At 68.5% G+C, this 18842-nt stretch carries 21 protein-coding genes; 17 read left to right on the top strand and 4 right to left on the bottom strand.

Features of this window, described 5'->3' with window-relative positions; all coding sequences use genetic code 11:
• Positions 1-4: 4 nt before the first annotated feature.
• The 4 genes from hisB (at position 5) to ACZF5Y_RS10480 (ending at position 3044) form a co-directional block, all read left to right on the top strand.
• On the top strand, positions 5-613 hold the full coding sequence (hisB, locus tag ACZF5Y_RS10495; protein ID WP_053388067.1) for an imidazoleglycerol-phosphate dehydratase HisB: 609 nt from the start codon (positions 5-7) through the stop codon (positions 611-613).
• Positions 610-1257, top strand: coding sequence for an imidazole glycerol phosphate synthase subunit HisH (hisH, locus tag ACZF5Y_RS10490; protein ID WP_497532601.1), 648 nt, complete (start codon positions 610-612; stop codon positions 1255-1257). The genes hisB and hisH overlap by 4 nt, the downstream gene beginning before the upstream one ends.
• Positions 1258-1328: 71 nt before the next feature.
• Complete coding sequence (priA, locus tag ACZF5Y_RS10485; protein ID WP_053353411.1) at positions 1329-2075, top strand: bifunctional 1-(5-phosphoribosyl)-5-((5-phosphoribosylamino)methylideneamino)imidazole-4-carboxamide isomerase/phosphoribosylanthranilate isomerase PriA; 747 nt, start codon at positions 1329-1331, stop codon at positions 2073-2075.
• 75 nt (positions 2076-2150) lie between these two features.
• Positions 2151-3044, top strand: a complete 894-nt coding sequence (locus tag ACZF5Y_RS10480) for an SseB family protein (protein WP_497532600.1) — start codon at positions 2151-2153, stop codon at positions 3042-3044.
• A 6-nt stretch (positions 3045-3050) separates the two neighbouring features.
• On the opposite strand, the gene ACZF5Y_RS10475 is transcribed toward ACZF5Y_RS10480, so the two are convergent.
• From ACZF5Y_RS10475 to ACZF5Y_RS10465, 3 genes are read right to left on the bottom strand one after another with little or no spacing between them, the layout of a single operon-like run.
• Positions 3051-3377 carry a branched-chain amino acid transporter permease gene (locus ACZF5Y_RS10475; protein ID WP_497532599.1) on the bottom strand — a complete coding sequence of 109 codons (327 nt, stop codon included), beginning with the start codon at positions 3375-3377 and terminating at the stop codon, positions 3051-3053.
• Positions 3370-4137 carry an AzlC family ABC transporter permease gene (locus ACZF5Y_RS10470; protein WP_497532598.1) on the bottom strand — a complete coding sequence of 256 codons (768 nt, stop codon included), beginning with the start codon at positions 4135-4137 and terminating at the stop codon, positions 3370-3372. The genes ACZF5Y_RS10475 and ACZF5Y_RS10470 overlap by 8 nt, the downstream gene beginning before the upstream one ends.
• A gap of 10 nt (positions 4138-4147) precedes the next feature.
• A complete protein-coding gene (locus ACZF5Y_RS10465; RefSeq protein ID WP_053353407.1) occupies positions 4148-4537 on the bottom strand; it encodes a DUF1844 domain-containing protein in 390 nt (129 codons plus the stop codon).
• A gap of 192 nt (positions 4538-4729) precedes the next feature.
• On the opposite strand from ACZF5Y_RS10465, the gene infC reads away from it, so the two are divergent.
• From infC to ACZF5Y_RS10415, 10 genes are all read left to right on the top strand, one after another.
• A complete protein-coding gene (infC, locus tag ACZF5Y_RS10460) occupies positions 4730-5383 on the top strand; it encodes a translation initiation factor IF-3 (RefSeq protein ID WP_075201432.1) in 654 nt (217 codons plus the stop codon).
• A gap of 75 nt (positions 5384-5458) precedes the next feature.
• Positions 5459-5653, top strand: coding sequence for a 50S ribosomal protein L35 (gene rpmI, locus ACZF5Y_RS10455; RefSeq protein ID WP_024356294.1), 195 nt, complete (start codon positions 5459-5461; stop codon positions 5651-5653).
• 53 nt (positions 5654-5706) lie between these two features.
• Positions 5707-6090 (top strand): 50S ribosomal protein L20, encoded by a 384-nt coding sequence (rplT, locus tag ACZF5Y_RS10450; RefSeq protein WP_053353405.1) that lies wholly within the window; start codon positions 5707-5709, stop codon positions 6088-6090.
• Positions 6091-6190: 100 nt separating this feature from the next.
• Positions 6191-7024: a TrmH family RNA methyltransferase gene (locus ACZF5Y_RS10445; protein ID WP_497532597.1), complete on the top strand. Its 834-nt coding sequence runs from the start codon at positions 6191-6193 to the stop codon at positions 7022-7024.
• Position 7025: 1 nt separating this feature from the next.
• Entirely contained in the window at positions 7026-7781 is a 756-nt protein-coding gene (locus ACZF5Y_RS10440) for a LamB/YcsF family protein (protein ID WP_497532596.1), read from the top strand.
• Positions 7771-9693, top strand: a complete 1923-nt coding sequence (locus tag ACZF5Y_RS10435; protein WP_497532595.1) for a 5-oxoprolinase subunit B/C family protein — start codon at positions 7771-7773, stop codon at positions 9691-9693. Before ACZF5Y_RS10440 ends, ACZF5Y_RS10435 begins: the two co-directional genes overlap by 11 nt.
• A gap of 11 nt (positions 9694-9704) precedes the next feature.
• Entirely contained in the window at positions 9705-10745 is a 1041-nt protein-coding gene (pheS, locus tag ACZF5Y_RS10430) for a phenylalanine--tRNA ligase subunit alpha (RefSeq protein WP_497532594.1), read from the top strand.
• Positions 10745-13354: a phenylalanine--tRNA ligase subunit beta gene (gene pheT / locus ACZF5Y_RS10425; protein ID WP_497532593.1), complete on the top strand. Its 2610-nt coding sequence runs from the start codon at positions 10745-10747 to the stop codon at positions 13352-13354. The genes pheS and pheT overlap by 1 nt, the downstream gene beginning before the upstream one ends.
• 38 nt (positions 13355-13392) lie before the next feature.
• Complete coding sequence (locus ACZF5Y_RS10420) at positions 13393-13806, top strand: VOC family protein (RefSeq protein ID WP_497532592.1); 414 nt, start codon at positions 13393-13395, stop codon at positions 13804-13806.
• Complete coding sequence (locus tag ACZF5Y_RS10415; RefSeq protein ID WP_497532591.1) at positions 13803-14558, top strand: SDR family oxidoreductase; 756 nt, start codon at positions 13803-13805, stop codon at positions 14556-14558. Before ACZF5Y_RS10420 ends, ACZF5Y_RS10415 begins: the two co-directional genes overlap by 4 nt.
• A 6-nt stretch (positions 14559-14564) precedes the next feature.
• Here ACZF5Y_RS10415 and ACZF5Y_RS10410 read toward each other — a convergent pair whose 3' ends face one another.
• Positions 14565-14996, bottom strand: coding sequence for a VOC family protein (locus ACZF5Y_RS10410; protein WP_497532590.1), 432 nt, complete (start codon positions 14994-14996; stop codon positions 14565-14567).
• 193 nt (positions 14997-15189) lie between these two features.
• Here ACZF5Y_RS10410 and ACZF5Y_RS10405 point away from each other — a divergent pair, with 193 nt between their 5' ends.
• The 3 genes from ACZF5Y_RS10405 to ACZF5Y_RS10395 are packed head-to-tail and all read left to right on the top strand — an operon-like array spanning position 15190 to position 18778.
• Positions 15190-16095, top strand: coding sequence for a VOC family protein (locus ACZF5Y_RS10405; protein WP_497532589.1), 906 nt, complete (start codon positions 15190-15192; stop codon positions 16093-16095).
• Between the two features lie 59 nt (positions 16096-16154).
• Positions 16155-16886, top strand: coding sequence for a P-loop NTPase family protein (locus tag ACZF5Y_RS10400; RefSeq protein ID WP_497532588.1), 732 nt, complete (start codon positions 16155-16157; stop codon positions 16884-16886).
• On the top strand, positions 16883-18778 hold the full coding sequence (locus ACZF5Y_RS10395) for a YhgE/Pip family protein (RefSeq protein WP_497532587.1): 1896 nt from the start codon (positions 16883-16885) through the stop codon (positions 18776-18778). Before ACZF5Y_RS10400 ends, ACZF5Y_RS10395 begins: the two co-directional genes overlap by 4 nt.
• Positions 18779-18842: the final 64 nt, after the last annotated feature.

The following is an 18842-nucleotide window of genomic DNA, read 5'->3' as shown; positions in this document are numbered from 1 at the left end:
CACCATGACCGCAGCACCGCGTACCGCCTCGCTCGAGCGTTCCACGAGCGAGTCGCAGATCAGCCTGAGCCTCAACCTCGATGGTTCGGGCGACTCCGACATCGACACCGGGGTCCCGTTCTTCGATCACATGCTGACGGCGTTCGCGCGCCACTCGCTCACCGATCTCACGATCCGTGCGACGGGCGATGTGCACATCGACGTACACCACACGGTGGAAGACACGGGCATTTTGCTCGGGCAGGCGATCCTCGCAGCGCTCGGCGACAAGTCAGGCATATCACGGTACGGCGACGCGCTCGTGCCGCTCGACGAGGCGCTCGCCCAGGCGGTGGTCGATATCTCGGGTCGGCCGTACCTCGTCCACTCGGGTGAGCCTGCAGGGTTCGAGTTCCATCTGATCGGTGGGCACTTCACCGGGTCCATGGTGCGGCACTTCTTCGAGGCGCTCACCCTCAACGCACGTCTCACGGTCCACCTCCGTGTGATCGAGGGTCGCGACCCGCACCACATCGCCGAAGCGGAGTTCAAGGCTCTGGCGCGCGCATTCCGCGTCGCCAAGGCGCTCGACCCCTTGGTCAGTGGAGTTCCATCCACCAAGGGTGCTCTGTGAGCGCAGCTGCTGGAGCCCGCAAGACGGTCGTCGTACTCGACTACGGTTCGGGCAACGTGCACTCTGCGGTGAAGGCACTCGTGCGCGCTGGTGCTTCAGTCGAACTCACGCGTGACCCCACAGCGGTGATGGACGCCGACGGCCTGCTGGTTCCCGGAGTCGGTGCGTTCGACGCGGTGATGCAACAGCTCAGCGCCGTTCGCGGCGACGAGCTGATCGACCGTCGTCTGGCTGGTGGGCGGCCGGTGCTTGGCATCTGCGTCGGTGAACAGGTGATGTTCGAGCGCGGCATCGAACGCGGTGTCGAGACGGAGGGGCTCGGCCAGTGGCCGGGCACCGTCCGCGAACTTGACGCAGAGGTGCTGCCGCACATGGGCTGGAACACGGTGTCGGTGCCCGAGGGGTCGCGGCTCTTCGCCGGAATTGAGCAGGAGCGCTTCTACTTCGTGCACAGCAACGCGGCGACCGAGTGGACGCTGGAGGGGCGCACGGAGGCGACCCGGCCGCTGGTGACCTGGGCCGAACACGGGGAGCGCTTTGTCGCCGCGGTTGAGAACGGTCCGCTTGCTGCGACGCAGTTCCATCCCGAGAAGTCTGGCGAAGCGGGCATCCGCCTGCTCCGCAACTGGATCAACACGTTGTAATCTGCACCCGCGCGTTCGTGCGCGGAACCGGCGCGTTGCGCGCGGAATCGACTCGAGGAGAATTCCACATCATGACCGAACTGGCCGAGGGCCCGAAGCTCCAACTGCTGCCCGCCATCGACATGGTCGACGGGAAAGCCGTGCGTCTCACGCAGGGCGAGGCCGGCACCGAGACCAATTACGGCAGCCCGGTCGACGCAGCGCTCGACTGGATCGATCAGGGCGCTGAGTGGATCCATCTTGTCGATCTCGACGCGGCATTCGGTCGGGGCAGCAATGTCGCCGTCGCGCGCAAGATCATCAAGCGCGCCGGGTCCGTGAAGATCGAATTCTCCGGTGGCATTCGTGACGACGCCTCTCTCGAGGCAGCGCTCGATATGGGTGCGACGCGGGTCAATCTCGGTACCGCCGCGCTCGAAAACCCCGAATGGACCCAGGCCGTCATTGCGCGTTTCGGGGAGCAGATCGCAGTGGGCCTCGATGTGCGCGGTGAAACACTGGCCGCCCGGGGTTGGACGCAGGAGGGCGGCAACCTCTGGGACGTCCTGGAGCGCCTCGAATCCGTGAACTGCGCGCGATATGTCGTCACCGATGTCACGAAGGACGGCACGCTGCAAGGTCCCAACGTCGATCTCCTTGCGAAGGTCTGCGCGCGCACCGATCGTCCGGTCGTCGCCTCGGGAGGCGTATCGAGCCTCGACGATCTCGCCGCACTGCGCCAGCTCGTTCCCGCCGGGCTCGAGGGTGCGATTGTCGGCAAGGCGCTCTACGATGGGGCCTTCACCTTGCCCGCAGCTCTCGACGTCGCCGGCCGCTGAGCCTGCTCGACTGACCGAGCACCGCCAGCTCAAGGCATCCTGAGCGGAACTCAGCGCAGGTGAACGGAGGATCCGATGGCCATCAAGAAACTCCCATCGACGGGTGACGCGCCGCGAGCAACCGGTGTCCCCGAGAGTCTGGTCGCGGGAGGAAACGGCGATTCAGCGGGGTTCCCCTGGGAAGGGCGCACCTTTGATCACCACGACACCGCGTTCGCGGGTGATGACGGGAGCACCCCGGAGGGGGTGACCTCGCTCATCGAGGCAGTGCGGCGGTCGGCGGCGAGTGCCGCTTCCGCCGCGACGGCGGGCGACTACTGGGATGCCGTTCGCGACGTCGCGGATGCGCACGCCGACGCGATCGCCGGTCTCGGCACCGAACGGTTCCTCGTGCCGATGCTCGCGGAAGCCGGTGCGCTCGGAGAGACGCCCGATGGGCGCACCGTCGAGAAGTCCCAGGAACTCTCGATCGTCACGGTTGCAGCACCTGACGGTCGTCGCGTGCTCCCCATCTTCAGCTCAGTCGAGACGCTCGCGCACTGGAACCCGGAGGCTCGGCCGATTCCGGTGCCCGGTGCGCAGGCGGCGCTCGCTGCGGGGCAAGACGGTACCGCGATGATCATCATCGATGCCGGCACTCCGGAGCGCGAGTACGGCGTGCGGCGTACGGCGCTGCACGCGCTCGCGCTGGGGGAGCGCGTGCTTCCCGCATGGGCGGACGCGGAGGTGCAGGAGGCGTTCCGTGAGATTGGTCTGGCCGATCCGCGTATCGATCTGGTCTGGCTGGCGCCCGACGACCTGGAAGGTCGCCTGCTCACGCCCGAAGTGTCGGTGCTGGTCCGTCTGAAGCCGGGCGCGGAACCGGAGCTTGCGGACGTGCTTGAGCAGGTGCAGTCGCGCATCGCCGCGTCTGAGATCGTGGCGGATCGCGTGGACTCCTTGTCTCTGCGTCCGACGCACGCGGCGTAGACGCGCTCACCCGAGGTTGATCAGCAGGATGTAGGCGGCGGTGCCTGCCGCAATGCTGACGAGTGCGCGGCGGCGACTGATCAGATGCACGATGATGGTGATCGCGGTCGCGATGAGCACTGCCCACCAGTGCTCGGGGGCGGCGACGATCTGATCACGAAGTACGACCACCGCCAGAATGAGCAGTATGCCGGCGGGCATCCATGTGCCGAGTCGTGCGATGAATCGTGAGCGGCGCAGCGGCTGCACAACGGCGAAGGGCAGTGCGCGCAGCGCAAGCGTGATGACCCCGGCGGTTGCGATCGCGACGATGAGGAAGACGGTGTCAGGCATTGTCGCCCTTCGCGGGTTCTGGGTGCCTCGCATCGGCATTGCGATCGCGGATGCGCTGCCACAGGAAGCGCCCGGTCAGCAGTACCGTGAAGAGCAGGAGCGCAACGAGCAGTGCGTAGCCGGGGGCGGCGAGGAGCGCTGCGGCGACTGAGAGTCCGGCGAGGAGCACGGTCGGGATCTCGCGTGTTCCGCGCACGGCGTCGAGCGTCATGACGACGAACAGCGCGACGAGCGCGAACTCGAACCCCTCGATCGGAGCGGGCAGCAGGCCCGCCGCGGCGACGCCGAGCAGCCCACCCGCCACCCAGTAGGCCTGCATGGCCAGCTGCCCGGACACGATCCGCGCGGAGGTCACTCCCGCATCATCGCGGAGTACGTACGTGGCGTAGGCCTCGTCGATCATCGCGTAGATCGCGTAGGCCCGAGCGGGGCCGCGGTCGACGCGCTCGATGGGAAACGAGAGTGCGTAGAAGACGTGCCGGAAGTTCACGGCGAACACCGTGACCGCGATCGTCACGAGCGGCGCTGCCGTGGCAAGCATCGACACCAGCAGGAGCTCGACGGAGCCCGCGAACACGCCGATGGACAGCGCCGGTGCCACCCACCAGGGGAGGCCGGCTTGAATGACCAGCACGCCGAGCGCGAACCCGAGCGGAGCAATGCCGATGCCGACGCCCAGTGAGTCGCCGATCCCCGCGGCGATCTGGGACCGTCGCGAGCCGGCGGGCTCCGCCACTGCGCGCGATGCGGAGTCTCGCACGAAGTTCGAGTTAGTTGACGGGGCCGGTGTACTTCTCGCCCGGACCCTTGCCCGGCTCATCAGGAATTGCGGACGCCTCGCGGAAGGCGAGCTGCACCGAACGCAGCCCGTCGCGGAGCGGGCGTGCGTGCGAGTCGCTGATCTCGGGCGCACCTGCCGTGATCAGACCGGCAAGGGCGTTGATGAGCTTGCGGGCCTCATCGAGATCGGTCTGGGTCTCGGGGTCATCAGCCAGGCCGCACTTCACGGCGGCGGCGCTCAGGAGGTTGACGGCCGCGGCGGTGATCACCTCGACCGCGGGGACCTCAGCAATGTCGCGCGTCGCCTGCGCGAGGTCATCGCGCTCATGCTCAGCGCCGGGAGCGGTCTCGTGCGGGTGATCGGCGGCGTGCTCGCTCATCGTGTCCTGTTCTTTCGCGCGGTAGGTGTGCTACCATAGGTTCGGTTCTCGGCGTTTTGCCGGGATACGGAAGAGGAGATTCTCCCACCCGGCACCGCTTTAAGGTTACCGGGTAGTTGACACCCCGCCGGTCATCCGGCAGCTCGACAAAGGGTGTAGGGCAGCGCGTGCGCGGCCCTGATCTCAATTTCCGTGGCTCCGCATCGGAGCGTCCACCCATTGAGATCAGAGGAGCCGGCGATCAGCGATCCCCGTACGAATGACAAAATCCGCGTCCCCGAGGTGCGACTGGTAGGACCCAGTGGCGAGCAGGTCGGCGTCGTGCCGATTGAGACTGCGCTGCGCCTGGCGGCGGATGCCGATCTCGATCTCGTCGAGGTTGCCCCCGGCTCGAAGCCTCCGGTCGCCAAGATCATGGACTTCGGCAAGTACAAGTACGAAGCTGCTCAGAAGCAGAAGGAAGCCCGTCGCAACCAGGCGAACACGGTGCTGAAGGAAGTTCGCTTCCGCCTGAAGATCGATACGCACGACTACGAGACCAAGACCAAGCGCGCTGTCGGCTTCCTGTCGCAGGGTGACAAGGTCAAGGCCATGATTCTGTTCCGTGGTCGCGAGCAGTCGCGTCCGGAGATGGGTGTGCGCCTGCTGCAGCAGTTCGCAGAAGATATTGCGGAATTCGGCACTGTCGAATCCAACCCCCGGATCGATGGCCGCAACATGGTCATGGTCGTCGCGCCGGTCAAGAACAAGTCCGAGGCCAAGGCGGAGCAGAACGCCCGTCGCGCCGAGGAGAAAGCCACTCGCCGGGCTGACAAGTCCACTGGAACGGTTCCGGCCGGCGAATGAACTGCGGGGCGCTGCTCGCGCAGCGCCCACCCGCAATCCGCGGCCGTGAGGCTCGCACACAACAAGGAGAAATCGATGCCCAAGCAGAAGACCCACTCGGGGGCCAAGAAGCGCTTCAAGCTCACCGGTTCCGGCAAGCTGATGAAGCAGCAGGCCGGCATGCGCCACAACCTCGAGGTCAAGTCCTCGAAGCGCAAGCGCCGCCTGAACGCCGAGCAGGTGCTCGCCAAGGGCGACGCCAAGCAGGCAATGAAGCTCCTCGGCCACTGAGCCGACGCGAGCGCACAGCTTTCATCTAAGAATTTTTGTAAGGAAGAACTGAAATGGCTAGAGTCAAGCGGGCGGTCAATGCCCACAAGAAGCGTCGCGTCATCCTCGAGCGCGCCGAGGGCTACCGCGGTCAGCGTTCGCGCCTGTACCGCAAGGCAAAAGAGCAGGTTATCCACTCGCTCGTTTACTCGTACAACGACCGTCGCAAGAAGAAGGGCGACTTCCGTCGCCTCTGGATTCAGCGCATCAACGCGGGTGCCCGTGCGAACGGCCTGACCTACAACCGCTTCATCCAGGGCCTGAGCCTGGCTGGCGTCGAGGTCGATCGCCGCATGCTCTCCGAGCTTGCCACCAACGAGCCCGCAGCATTCGCCGCGCTCGTCGAGGTCGCGAAGAACGCGCTGCCCGAGGACACCTCGGCTCCGAAGGCTGCGTAATCGCCGCGTTCTGAGCCGGCTGCTCGCGCAGCCACACCGCAGAGAACCCCCGCTCCGTTCGGAGGGGGGTTCTCGCGTTTCACGCCGGTACGCTGGGAGCGTGAATGATGCGATCCTGAGCAACCCGAAGTCCGAGCGCGTACGCCGTATCGCCTCGCTCGCCCGCAAGAAGGATCGTCAGTATCACGGCCGCTTCCTCGTTGAAGGGCCGCAGTCGGTACGCGAACTGCTCGTGCACCGAGCCGACCTGGTGGAAACGGTCTATGCGACCAGGGGTGCAGAGTCCTGGCAGCCCGAGCTCGATCGACTCGCGTCAGAGGCCGGGGTGCGACTCGAGCACGCGACGCCCGAGGTGATCGCGGCAATGGCCGAGACGGTGTCGCCGCAGGGAGTGGTCGCCATCGCGCGGATGTGGGAGAGCGATCTCGCCGAAACGCTGTCGGGTGCGCGACTGGTGGCGATCCTGCACGAGATTCGCGACCCCGGAAACGCCGGCACCGTGCTGCGCGCCGCCGACGCCGCCGGTGCGGATGCGGTGGTGTTCGCGGGAGAGAGCGTCGATCCGTTCCACCCGAAGGTCGTGCGTTCGACGACCGGGTCACTCTTCCACCTGCCCGTCGTGGCCGCCGGGAGCCTTGCCGAGGTCATCGGGGCCGCACGCGAGGCCGGCCTCCCGTCCATCGCGGCGGATGTGCGGGGTGCCGACCTGCTCACCGCCCGCATCGACGGGGTACTCGACGGCCCGGTCGCCTGGGTATTCGGCAATGAGGCGCGGGGCCTCACCGAGGCGGATCGAGCGCTCGCCGATCGATCGGTGCGGCTCCCGATCTACGGAGCCGCGGAGTCGCTCAACCTCGCCACTGCGGCGAGCGTGCTGCTCTACGAAACGGCGTTCGCGCAGCGCGCGGTGACCGGCGAGGCCGTGGGCGACTGAGATGCCGGTCATCGACCTGAACTGCGATCTCGGTGAATCGTTCGGGGCGTACACGTTCGGCGACGACGCCGCCGTGCTCGAGACGGTGACGAGTGCGAACGTCGCCTGCGGGTTCCACGGAGGCGACCCGCATGGCATTCGCGAGACCTGCCGAGCTGCCGTTGCGGCGGGCGTGACGATCGGCGCGCATCCGGGCTACCGCGACCTCGCCGGTTTTGGGCGCCGCTTCATCGAGTACGCGGCGCAGGAGCTGACCGATGAGGTGATCTACCAGCTCGGCGCCGTGCGTGCCATTGCCCGCAGCGTCGGCGGAGATGTTGCGTACGTCAAGCCGCACGGGGCGCTGTACAACGCCATCGCGACGCATGAGGCTCAGGCGTACGCCGTGGTCGAAGCCGTCGCGGCGTTCGACGCGTCGCTGCCGCTCCTGGTGCAGCCCGGCACGGCGGTCGCGCGGGCGGCGACGCACGCCGGAGTGCGCGTGATCGCCGAGGCGTTCGTCGATCGGGGGTATGCCGCAGATGGGCGCCTGGTGCCGCGAGGCGCGCCCGGTGCGCTGCTCGACCATGACGCTGCGGTCGCGCAGGCGATCGAGATCGCCGCGCACGGGAGTGTCACTGCGATCGATGGATCGGTCGTCTCGGTGCCCGCCGAGAGCCTGTGCTTGCACGGCGACCACCCGTCTGCCGTGCGACTCGCGGCCGACGTGCGCGCGGCGCTGGTGGCACGCGGAATCGAGATTCGCAGTGCCGTCTGACGAGTCGTTGATCGCGGCGCCGCTCGAAGCCGGAGTGCCGCTGATTCGGCCGATCGGCGACCGCGCATGCATCATCGACCTGCCTTCGCTGGACGCGGTGCTCGAGATGGCCGAGTCGATGCGCGCGGCGGCGCTCGACGGGGTGATCGACGTCGTGCCGGCGTCGCGCACGGTGATGGTGCGGTGCCGTGATCGGCGCAGTGTGTGGGCGGCGATGGATATCGCGCGCCGGGCGGCGGCGCAAACGAGCGGCGCCCGCGATGCCGGTGCACCGGGGCGTCATTTCGAGGTGCCCGTTCGCTACGACGGGATCGATCTCGGTGATGTGGCGCGGCTGACAGGGTTGAGCGTCGATACGGTGATCGCCGCGCACACGGGCACCTCGTGGACAGCGGCCTTCGGCGGATTCGCCCCGGGATTCGTCTACCTCACCGGGGGTGACGAGCGTCTTCGCGTACCGCGTCTCGATGCGCCGCGCACGACAGTGCCGACCGGGTCCGTCGCGATCGCCGCGGAGTACTCGGCCGTGTATCCGGGCGCCTCGCCGGGCGGATGGCGGGTGCTCGGACGCACCGAAGTGCCGTTCTGGGATGCCGAGCGCGAACCCGCGGCGCTGGTCGCACCCGGCGACACGGTGCGCTTCCGTGCCGTGCGAGAGGCGGTCGAGGTGGTCCGGTCGCCGGTCATCGAAGCGCCCGTGTCTCGTGAGATTGTGGATCACCCGGAGCCGCGAGACTCCGCGCTGCGGGTGCTCGACCCCGGTCTGCTGACACTCGTGCAAGACGCCGGACGACCAGGCTTCGCCTCTGTCGGGGTGACCGCCTCTGGAGCCGCCGATCGCAGCGCATTGCGGCGGGCGAATCGTACAGTCGGCAATGCAGACGGTGCGGCGGCGTTCGAAACGCTGAATGCCGCGCTGTCGATTCGGGCCGAGCGGCCTATCAGCGTCGCCCTCGCCGGCACGGACGCGCACGTCACGATCGTGGACGGTGCAGGCGCGCATCGCGCCGTTCCCAACGATCGCGCGGGGAGCGGCCTGATCGAACTCGCTGCGGGGGAGACCCTCGAGGTCGGGGCCGCGACTCGTGGGCTGCGAAGTATCGTCGCGGTGCACGGCGGTCTCGCGGTGCGCACGATACTGGGCAGTGCCGCGCACGACACGCTCTCGGGGCTCGGGGCCTCACCGGTCAGCGCCGGTCAGTGCTTCGCACTGGGCGCGGTTGACGGTGCGACGCGCGGTGCGGCACATGGCGCGGATGCAGTCGGACCTGATCGTGCGGCTGAGTCGGCAGACGACGTCGGAGGGTCGGAGACCGTCGAGCCCGCTACCGACGGTGCGTACGTGCTGCGCTTCGTGCCCGGGCCGCGCGCCGACTGGTTCGGCACCGGGTCGCTCGAACGGTTCGCCAGTGGCACCTGGTCGCTTTCTGCCGACGCGAACCGGGTCGGTCTGCGGTTCGACGGTGCGCCGCTCGAGCGCGCGAGCGACGCCGAACTGCCGAGCGAGGGGACCGTGCGCGGGGAGATTCAAGTGCCGCCCAACGGGCAGCCGGTGCTCTTCCTCGCCGATCACCCGGTGACCGGCGGGTACCCCGTGATCGGCACCGTCGTCGATGCTGACACCGACCTCGCCGCGCAATTGCGCCCGGGTGAGACGGTGCGCTTCGTGCCGGTCGACCCCGATGCGTTGCCGGATCGTCGTGAGTTCGAACGCCACCCCCCAGTGCACCGTCGCACCGGCGCCCCCGTGCGCTTTTCCATCGAGGTCGATGGGCGCCGTCGCGCCGTGTCACTGCCGGAACCCGTCGCCGCGGCGCTCGATCAGGCATGGGTGCAGGGGCAGGTCGACGCCGTCGACGTCTTCGCCGCCGCGCTCGCCGCCGCGACTGCCGAAGCGCCCGACCGACGGTAAGATCGATACTCGTGGCAGACACGAATCCCATCACCCAGGAAGCGGCCGACGCAGCCGTCGAGGCCGCGCTCGCGGCCTTTGCAGCGTCAGGCTCCGTCGCCGAGCTGAAAGCCGCGCGCACCGCGCATGTCGGCGACGGTTCGGCCATCGCTCAGCTCAACGCGCAGATGCGCGCGGTGCCCAAAGATGAGAAGGCCGCGACCGGCAAGCTCATGGGGCAGGCGCGCGACCGCATCGAGGGCGCGTACCAGGGTCGCGAGAGCGATCTCGTCGCGCAGGAGGCCGCTGCGCGCCTCATCGCCGAGACCGTCGATGTGACTGCGGCGCCGGTGCGTCGCACCGCGGGCTCGCGTCATCCGCTGACGCAGCTGCAAGACGAGATCTCCGACGTATTCATCGGCATGGGCTGGGAGATCGCCGAAGGGCCCGAGCTCGAGCACGAGTGGTTCAACTTCGACGCGCTCGGGTTCGATCCGGATCACCCGGCGCGCGCGATGCAGGACACGTTCTTCGTCGATCCCGCCGACCGCCACCTCGTGCTGCGCACGCACACCTCGCCGGTGCAGATCCGCTCGCTCCTCGACCGAGACCTCCCGGTCTATGTCGTCGCGCCGGGTCGCACGTACCGCACCGACGAACTCGATGCGACGCACACCCCGGTGTTCAGCCAGGTCGAGGGCATCGCGATCGATCGCGGTCTCACCATGGCGCATCTCCGCGGTACTCTCGAGCACTTCGCGCGCCAGATGTTCGGCGCCGAGGCAGAGATCCGTCTGCGCCCGAACTTCTTCCCGTTCACGGAGCCATCCGCCGAGATGGACGTGTGGCAGCCGCACGCCAAGGGCGGCGCGCGCTGGGTCGAGTGGGGCGGCTGCGGCATGGTCGACCCGAACGTGCTCGCCGCGGCGGGCATCGACCCCGAGGAGTACCAGGGCTTCGCCTTCGGCATGGGCATCGAGCGCACGCTGCAGTTCCGTCACGACATCAACGACATGCGTGACATGGTCGAGGGCGATGTCCGTTTCAATCGTCAGTTCGGAGGACTGGTCTAATGCGCGTTCCGCTCAGTTGGCTCGGCGAAGTCGTCTCGCTTCCCGAGAACGTCACCCCCGAGCAGGTGCACGCCGATCTCGTGCGCGTGGGCTTCGAGGAAGAGTCGATCCGCCGCTTTGAGGTGACCGGCCCCGTGGTGGTCGGCGAGGTGCTCTCGCGCGAGCCCGAGGAGCACTCGAACGGCAAGACCGTGAATTGGTGCCAGGTGCGCGTCGCTCCCGAGGGGCGCGAGGCCGCCGATGGTGGCGCCGACGTGCGCGGCATCGTCTGCGGCGCACACAACTTCGAGGCCGGTGACAAGGTCGTCGTCTCGCTGCCCGGCGCCGTGCTGCCCGGAGGATTCGAGATCTCCGCGCGCAAGACCTACGGCCACACCTCCGACGGCATGATCGCCTCGGCGCGCGAACTCTCGCTCGGTGACGACCACGACGGCATCATCGTGCTGTCGCGCCTCGGGCTCGACCCCGAGGTCGGCGCAGATGCGAAGGCGCTGCTCGGGCTCTCTGACGCGGCCGTTGAAATCAACGTGACCCCCGACCGCGGCTACGCGTTCTCGATTCGTGGCGTCGCCCGTGAGTATGCCCACGCCACCGGCGCATCGTTCACCGACCCGGCGACGACCGTCACGCCCGAGTCGGCGTCGGGCTTCGCTGTCGCCATCGATGATCAGGCGCCGATTCGGGGCCGCGTGGGCGCCAGCGGGTTCGTGACGCGCGTGGTGCGCGGCATCGATCAGTCGCGCCCGACTCCGCCCTGGATGGTGTCGCGTCTGCAGCTCGCGGGCATCCGCTCGCTCTCGCTCGAGGTCGACATCTCCAACTACGTGATGCTCGAACTCGGCCAGCCGCTGCACGCCTACGATCTCGCAAAGCTCACCGGTGGCATCACCGTGCGCCGTGCCGCCGCGGGCGAGACGCTCGTCACACTCGACGGCCAGGAGCGCGCGCTGCACGTCGAAGATCTCGTCATCACCGACGAGTCCGGGGTCATCGGGCTCGCGGGCGTCATGGGCGGCGAATCGACGAAGGCCGACGCCTCGACCGTCGACGTGCTCGTCGAGGCCGCGACATTCGACCCGGTGTCGATCGCGCGCACCGCGCGTCGCCACAAGCTGCCCAGCGAGGCGTCGAAGCGCTTCGAACGCGGGGTCGATCCGCTCGTGGCGCGCGCCGCCGCGCAGCGCATGGTCGATCTGCTCGTCGAGCTCGCCGGCGGCACCGCTGACGCACTGGGGTCTGAACTCGTCGCCGACTGGCAGCCCGTCGAGGTGCGCCTGCCCCTGGCGCGGGTCAACGGGCTGCTCGGCACGGACTACACCGACGACGAAGCGCGTGGAGCGATCCAGACGATCGGCTGCAGCATCACCGCAGACGCCGACGGCGTGCTCGCGGTGACCGCACCCAGCTGGCGCTCGGATCTCAGTCGCCCGGCCGACTTGGTCGAAGAGGTGGCGCGCATCGTCGGCTACGACCGCATTCCGTCGGTGCTGCCGATCGCACCCGCCGGACGCGGGCTGACGCGCGAGCAGCGCCTCCGTCGCCGTGCCGCCGACACGATCACGGCGGCCGGCCTGGACGAGGTGCAGAGCTACCCATTCGTCTCACGGTCGCAGCTCGACGCGTTCGGTGCGGGTGCCGAGCCGCAGACCGCGGAGTCGGCAGCCGCTGCCGCCGATTCCGCTGCTGCGCCGATCGCGGCGATCAAGCTGGCGAACGCACTCGACGCGCAGTCGCCGTTCCTGCGCCGCTCGCTGCTGCCGGGTCTTGTCACCGCGGCGCAGCGCAACGTGTCGCGCGGGCTCACCGACCTCGGTCTGGTCGAGTTCGGGCTCGTGTTCGAACCGCGGGCGACCGGCGAAGCACTGGGCACGCAGTCCGTTCCGCCGCTCGCGGAGCGCCCCTCGGCAGAGGTGCTGGCCGAGTTGAACGCCTCGATTCCGTCGCAGCCGCGCCGCGCCGCCGGCCTGCTGCTCGGCGACGCGGTTGCGAAGCAGCCGGGTGAGGCGCCGCGAGCGTTCGATTGGAGCGACGCGCTGGATGCGGCGCGCACGATTGCCGGCGCGGTCTCCGCCGAGCTCGTGGTCGCGCAGGGCGCGCACCGTGCCTTCCACCCGGGCCGCACCGCCGAATTGGCGATCCGCGTGACCGACGGTTCCGATGTCGACGGTGACGAGGGCGGCCTCGTGGTCGTGGGCGTCGCGGGCGAGCTGCTGCCCGAGCTCGTCGCCGAGCATCACCTGCCCGGTGCCGTTGCCGCATTCGAGCTCGACCTCGAGCGCATCATCGAGCTGGCCCCGCGCCAGCCCGAGACGGCGCAACTGTCGACGTATCCGGCCGCGACCCAAGACCTGACGCTGGTCGTCGCCGAAGACATCGCCGCGGGCGATGTGCTCGCGGTCGTCGCTGCGGGGGCCGGCGAGCTCCTCGAGAGTGCGCGCATCGTCGACGATTATCGCGGTACGGGCATCGAGCCCGGCACGAAGGCGCTGACGTTCGCGCTGCGCTTCCGGGCCGAAGATCGCACGCTCAAGGCCGAGGAGGCCAGCGAGGCCAAGCTCGCGGGCGTCGCGTCGGCCGAACTCGCGTTCGACGCGAAACTGCGCGACTAACGACGCGGCACGGCGCGCCCCGGGAACTGGAGGAACATATGACGGGCATCACCCCTTACCTGCTGTTCCCGGGCAACGCCGCCGAAGCGCTCGCGCACTACCGTGCGGTGTTCGGCGGTGAGCTGCAGACGCACTCCTTCGCCGAATTCGGGCGCACGGACGGCCCTGGCGCCGCGATCGCCCACGCCACGCTCACCGGGCCCGTCACGGTGTACGCCGCTGATGCCGGGCCTGACGAAGACGCCGTGCACATGGGCGGGATGTTCTTCGCCTTGCTCGGCGCAGCGGAACCCGAGACACTGCACCGCTGGTTCGATGAGCTGGCGGCCGCCGGTCGGGTGATCCTTCCGCTTGAATCGCGCCCCTGGGGTGCGAGCGACGGTCAGGTCGTCGATCAGTTCGGAGTGCGGTGGTTGATCGGATACGAGGCCGAGACAGGAGCGCGCGCGTGAGCATCATTGCTGTGGCCGGAGGCACCGGCACGGTCGGCACCCACGTGGTCGAGGTGGCTCGTGAACAGGGCTTCGAGGTGCGCGTACTGTCTCGTGCGAGCGGCGTCGATCTCGTGTCGGGCGCTGGCCTCGACCTCACGGGAGTCGATGCGGTGATCGACGCATCGGGCACGACCACGACCTCGGCCGCGAAGTCGCGCGAGTTCTTCGCGGCGGCGAGTGCCGCCCTGCTGCGGGCGGGCGCGGCGGCGGGGGTGCGTCACCACGTGGCGCTGTCGATCGTGGGTGTCGATCGCGCTCCGTACGGCTACTACGCCGGGAAAGCCGTGCAGGAGGCAGCGGTGACTGCGGGTGATGTGCCCTGGAGCCTGCTGCGCGCGACGCAGTTCCACGAGTTCGCCGCGCAGATGATCGACCGCATGCGGTTCGGTCCGTGGATCGGCGCGCCCGCGATGCGTGCGCAGCCGGTCGCCGCGCGCACCGTGGCCGAGCGCCTCGTCGTGCTCGCCGCGGGGGAGCCCGTCGGTCTTGCGCCTGATCTGGTAGGCCCCCGCGAGGAGCGGATGGCGCAGATGATGCGGGCGCTGCTCGCACACCGCGGGGACGGTGCGCGCGTGATCGAGCTGCCGCTTCCGCGTGGGTTCGGCCGGGCGCTCCGAGACGGGAGCATTCTGCCGAGCGACCCCGCCCGCGCCGAGATCGCCGGGCCGGCCTTCGACGCGTGGCTCAGTACGCAGCCGACGCGATCCTGACCGCGATCAGCCCGCTGACTTCGGGGCGAGACTGAACATCCACGGCACGCCGAACCGGTCTTCGAGCATGCCGAACGTGTCGCCCCACGGAGCCTGAGCGAAGGGCTCGCGAATCTCCGCGCCCTGCGAGATGCCGTCCCAGAGCGCGCGGATGCGGGCGTCGTCGTCGCCCGAGATGCAGACGGAATTGCCCGGCGTGGCCGCGTCGGGAAGCTCCGACATCGAGGCGGGGTAGTCAGCGGCCATGATGGTGAGTCCATCGGGGGTGTCGATCTGACCGTGCATGATCTTTTCGGCCTCCGCCGGATCGCCCATCATGCCGGGAATCGAGTCGTACTGCATGATGCGGATCTCGCCGCCGAGCACCGAGTGGTAGAACTCGAGCGCCTCGCGCGCGGTGCCGTGAAAGTTGAGGTACGGGTTGAGGCTGATGGACATGGGGGTCTCCTTGCAGCTCGGGAGATCCGGGAGCGGACCTCTGCCCACATTGTGCCGCGCCGCCGGCGAATTGTCACCGGTCGGACACCCGCTGACCCCTTGTCGATGGGCGGGAGCGGGCCGATACTGGGAGCAGCGCGACGGTGCCCGGACCGGGTGCGCCGCGAGGCAGCGGAGCCGAAAGGAACGGATCATGACCGACCAGTTCATCGTGCCGAACATCTGGTGCACGCGAAACGCGGAAGAGGTCGGCCAGTTCTACGCCGATGTGCTTCCCGACACCACGACGGAGGTCGAGTCGCGATACCCGCAGACCGGGCTGCTCGATTTTCAAGAACCGTTCGCCGGGCTGCCGCTCACGGTCGCGGTGAACGTCGCCGGATACCGGTTGACCCTGGTGAACGCGGGGGACGAGTTCTCACCGAACCCGTCGATCTCGTTCTTTCTGATGTTCGGTGCGGATCGCTTCGGCAGCGTCGAGCAGGCGCGCGAGGCGCTCGACCGCGTCTGGGAAGGGCTGCAGCCCAGAGGCTCCGTGATGATGCCGCTGCAGGAATACCCGTTCAGCGACTACTACGGCTGGGTGCAGGATCGCTACGGTGTCAGCTGGCAGCTCGGTCTGGCCGACCCGGTCCGCGAAGACGGTGCTTTCGTGATTCCCTCGCTGCTCTTCGGCGGTGCGGCCCAGAATCGTGCTGGTGAGGCCCGGGCGAAGTACGCCGCAGTGTTTCCCGAGTTCGAGGCGGGCGGCGCGTACCCGTACGGCGAGGCGCAGGGGCCGGCGACCCCCGAGGCGCTCATGTACAGCGAGTTCCGCATCAAGGGGCAAACCTTCGGGGCGATGGACTCGGGGGCCGAGCAAGATTTCTCGTTCACCTGCGGCGTCTCTCTGGAAGTGCACTGCGCCGATCAGGCGGAGATCGATCGCATCTGGGACGCGCTCTCGGCGGTTCCCGAAGCAGAGCAGTGCGGCTGGCTGGCCGACGAGTTCGGCGTGAGCTGGCAGATCGTTCCGGCGAATATGGGCGAACTCATGGAACGCCCGAATGCGTTCGAGCACCTGCTGCAGATGCACAAAATCGTCATCGACGACCTGTGAACCCGAACGCCTGTTCACCCGTCGCGCGAGGGTGCTGAGAGAGGACTACACTCGCAGGGTTGAGGATCGAACAGGACGGAGACGGACTGATGCGGGTGCGGGCGACGGCGGTCAGCAAGGGACCGGGTGGGCGAGCGCTCCCACCGAGCGATGTGACCATGGCTTCGGGTACGGCGGTGTTCGTGGAGGCCGAGACGGCGCAGCGCCCGACGGTGCTCGGCCTGATCGTGACCGGGCGTATGAAGCCCGACAGTGGCGAAGTCGCGATCGACGATGCCCCCGATGCGAAGCAATTACGACGCAGGATCGCGCTCGTCGATGCTCCCGACGTCAGTGAGCCGCACAGCGACGTTCTGCTCGCCGACGTCGTCGCCGAGGAGCTCATGTTCGCGGGCAAGTTCGGCGGCCCGCCGGCGGTGCGCCGCGAACTCGAACGCCTGGGGCTGCGCCACCACGCGCGGCTGCCCATCGGCGATCTCGCGCCGGGGGACCGAGTGCGGGCGCTGTGCGAGTTGGCGTTGCAACGGCCGGGCGTCGAAGGCATCGTGCTCGTGTCTCCCGACCGCCATGGGGGAGACCCCGAGGAGTGGTGGCGCACCGCCTGCGAACTTGCCGACGCCGGTGCCGCGGTGCTGGTGATCGCCGGCCGCGCCGCGCGTGCGGCGATCGCTGCGCACCCCGACGGGTGGGGCACGGGCGAAGTCATGCCGCTGCGCGAGTTCGTCGCGATTACCGAGAAGACGTCATCGCGCACGCAGGCGCTGACGCGGCACGTGGAGGATGAGGCGTGAAGATTCCGCAGATGATTCGGGCCGAGTTCGCGCGCCTGTGGGCGACGAAGATGGCGCGTCTCGCGTTCGTCGCGCTGATGTGCGTCCCGCTGCTCTACGGTGGCCTCTACTTGTGGGCGAACCAGGATCCCTACGCCAAGCTCAATCAGGTTCCCGTCGCGCTGGTGGTCTCCGATCAGGGTGTGAAGCAGGGCGATGCCGTACGCGTCATCGGCGACGAGGTCGCGAAAAACCTCGTCGAAGACGGCAGCTTCGATTGGCATGAAGTGAGCGAGAACGACGCCGAAACGGGTGTGAACAACGGGGTGTACGACTTCGTCGTGACGCTGCCGAAAGACTTCTCGGAATCGCTGCAGTCGTCTCAGGCGGACGACCCGCACCGCGCCGAGGTCGTCCTCACCACGAACGACGCCAACAGTTACTTGGCGACCACGATCGGCGAGCAGGCGGTGCAGCGCATCCAGAAGCAGATCGTGCAGTCGGTGAACCGCGAAGCCGCGAAGTCGCTGCTCGACGGGATCGCAGAGATCCGCGGCTCGCTGATCGAGGCGCGCGACGGCGCCACGAAGCTCACCGATGGCGCGCAGAGTGCAGAAGACGGCGCCGGCAAGCTGCACGAGGGCGCACAGCAGGCAAAAGACGGATCTGCGCAACTCGCCACCGGTCTCGGCCAGTTGCGCGACGCGACCTCCTCCCTGCCCGAGAACACCGAGGCCCTCGCGAGCGGGGCGGCGCAGGTCGCCGCCGGGAACGCGACGGTCGCCCAGTACGGGCGCGACGCGGCCGGGCTCAGCCAGCAGGCCGTCGACGCGCTCGCGGGTGATCGCACCGCGATCCTGCAAGATCTGACCGATGCGGGAGTCGATCAGAGCGTCATCGACCGCGTGAGTGCGGCGATGGATCGGGTCGGCGGCGACCTCACGAACGTGAACGCACAGGTGCAGGGCGCGAGTGCACAGCTCGACACGCTCGCGAGCGGTGCGCAGCAGGTGGCCGACGGCTCGCGCCAGCTCGCGGATGCCACGCCTCAGCTGACGAGCGGCATCGCGTCGGCCGCCGACGGATCGGTGGCGCTCGATGACGGGCTCGCGCAGCTCGTGTCGGGTTCAGGCGAACTCCAGACCGGGCTCGGCACCCTCACTGACGGCGCTGGGCAACTGCGCGATGGGCTCGCCGAGGGTGTGAACAAGCTCCCGGACAGCTCGGCCGACCTCCGCGCCGATCAAGCGAAGAACATCGCGCAACCGGTCGACGTGCAGACGAGTCGCGTGACATCCGCGGGCAGCTACGGCGCCGGGCTCGCGCCGTTCTTCATGAGCCTGGCGGCCTGGATCGGCATCTACGCGCTGTTCCTGATTCTGAAGCCGGTCTCGCGTCGCGCGGTCACCGCGCTGCACACGCCGCTGCGGATCACGATCGCGGGCTGGGCCACGCCCGCACTGCTCGGAGCGACGCAGATGCTCGCGCTGTTCGCAATCGTGGCGTTCGCGCTGAAGTTCGACTTCTCGCACCCCGTCGCGGCCTACGGCACCATCGCGCTCGCCTCGGCGACGTTCGCCGCGATTATTCTCGCGCTGAACGTGTGGCTCGGCAGCGTGGGTCAGTTCCTCGGACTCGTGCTGATGGTGGTGCAACTCGTCACTGCGGGCGGCACCTTCCCGTGGCAGACACTGCCCAGCCCGCTCGCGACGCTGCATCATTACCTGCCCATGTCGTTCGCGGTCGACGGGCTGCGGCAGCTCATGTACGGCGGTGATCTCGCCGACGCGGCCAGTGAGGCGTTGAAGCTCGGCCTGGTCCTCGTCATCGCGGTGCTGATCTCGGCGCTCGGGGTGGCGAAGACGATGCGGTCTCGAACGCTGAAAGACCTGCAGCCCAGCCTGATCGGGTAACGCAGGCACGGACGCTGCGTATACACTGCGCGAATTCTGGGCCAGGTATCTGGCGCATTGGTGC

This window comes from Leucobacter sp. WKLB1, assembly GCF_059696215.1.
The sequence above is the reverse complement of the archived record's forward strand: the minus strand, read 5'-3'. Positions and strand labels throughout refer to the sequence as shown.

Excerpts from the sequence above, each read along its gene's own strand:
- hisB (WP_053388067.1), top strand. The coding sequence starts at position 5 with ATGACCGCAGCACCGCGTACCGCCTCGCTCGAGCGTTCCACGAGCGAG.
- priA (WP_053353411.1), top strand. The coding sequence starts at position 1,329 with ATGACCGAACTGGCCGAGGGCCCGAAGCTCCAACTGCTGCCCGCCATC.
- ACZF5Y_RS10480 (WP_497532600.1), top strand. The coding sequence starts at position 2,151 with ATGGCCATCAAGAAACTCCCATCGACGGGTGACGCGCCGCGAGCAACC.
- ACZF5Y_RS10475 (WP_497532599.1), bottom strand. The coding sequence starts at position 3,377 with ATGCCTGACACCGTCTTCCTCATCGTCGCGATCGCAACCGCCGGGGTC.
- ACZF5Y_RS10465 (WP_053353407.1), bottom strand. The coding sequence starts at position 4,537 with ATGAGCGAGCACGCCGCCGATCACCCGCACGAGACCGCTCCCGGCGCT.
- rpmI (WP_024356294.1), top strand. The coding sequence starts at position 5,459 with ATGCCCAAGCAGAAGACCCACTCGGGGGCCAAGAAGCGCTTCAAGCTC.
- rplT (WP_053353405.1), top strand. The coding sequence starts at position 5,707 with ATGGCTAGAGTCAAGCGGGCGGTCAATGCCCACAAGAAGCGTCGCGTC.
- ACZF5Y_RS10440 (WP_497532596.1), top strand. The coding sequence starts at position 7,026 with ATGCCGGTCATCGACCTGAACTGCGATCTCGGTGAATCGTTCGGGGCG.
- pheT (WP_497532593.1), top strand. The coding sequence starts at position 10,745 with ATGCGCGTTCCGCTCAGTTGGCTCGGCGAAGTCGTCTCGCTTCCCGAG.
- ACZF5Y_RS10420 (WP_497532592.1), top strand. The coding sequence starts at position 13,393 with ATGACGGGCATCACCCCTTACCTGCTGTTCCCGGGCAACGCCGCCGAA.
- ACZF5Y_RS10410 (WP_497532590.1), bottom strand. The coding sequence starts at position 14,996 with ATGTCCATCAGCCTCAACCCGTACCTCAACTTTCACGGCACCGCGCGC.
- ACZF5Y_RS10405 (WP_497532589.1), top strand. The coding sequence starts at position 15,190 with ATGACCGACCAGTTCATCGTGCCGAACATCTGGTGCACGCGAAACGCG.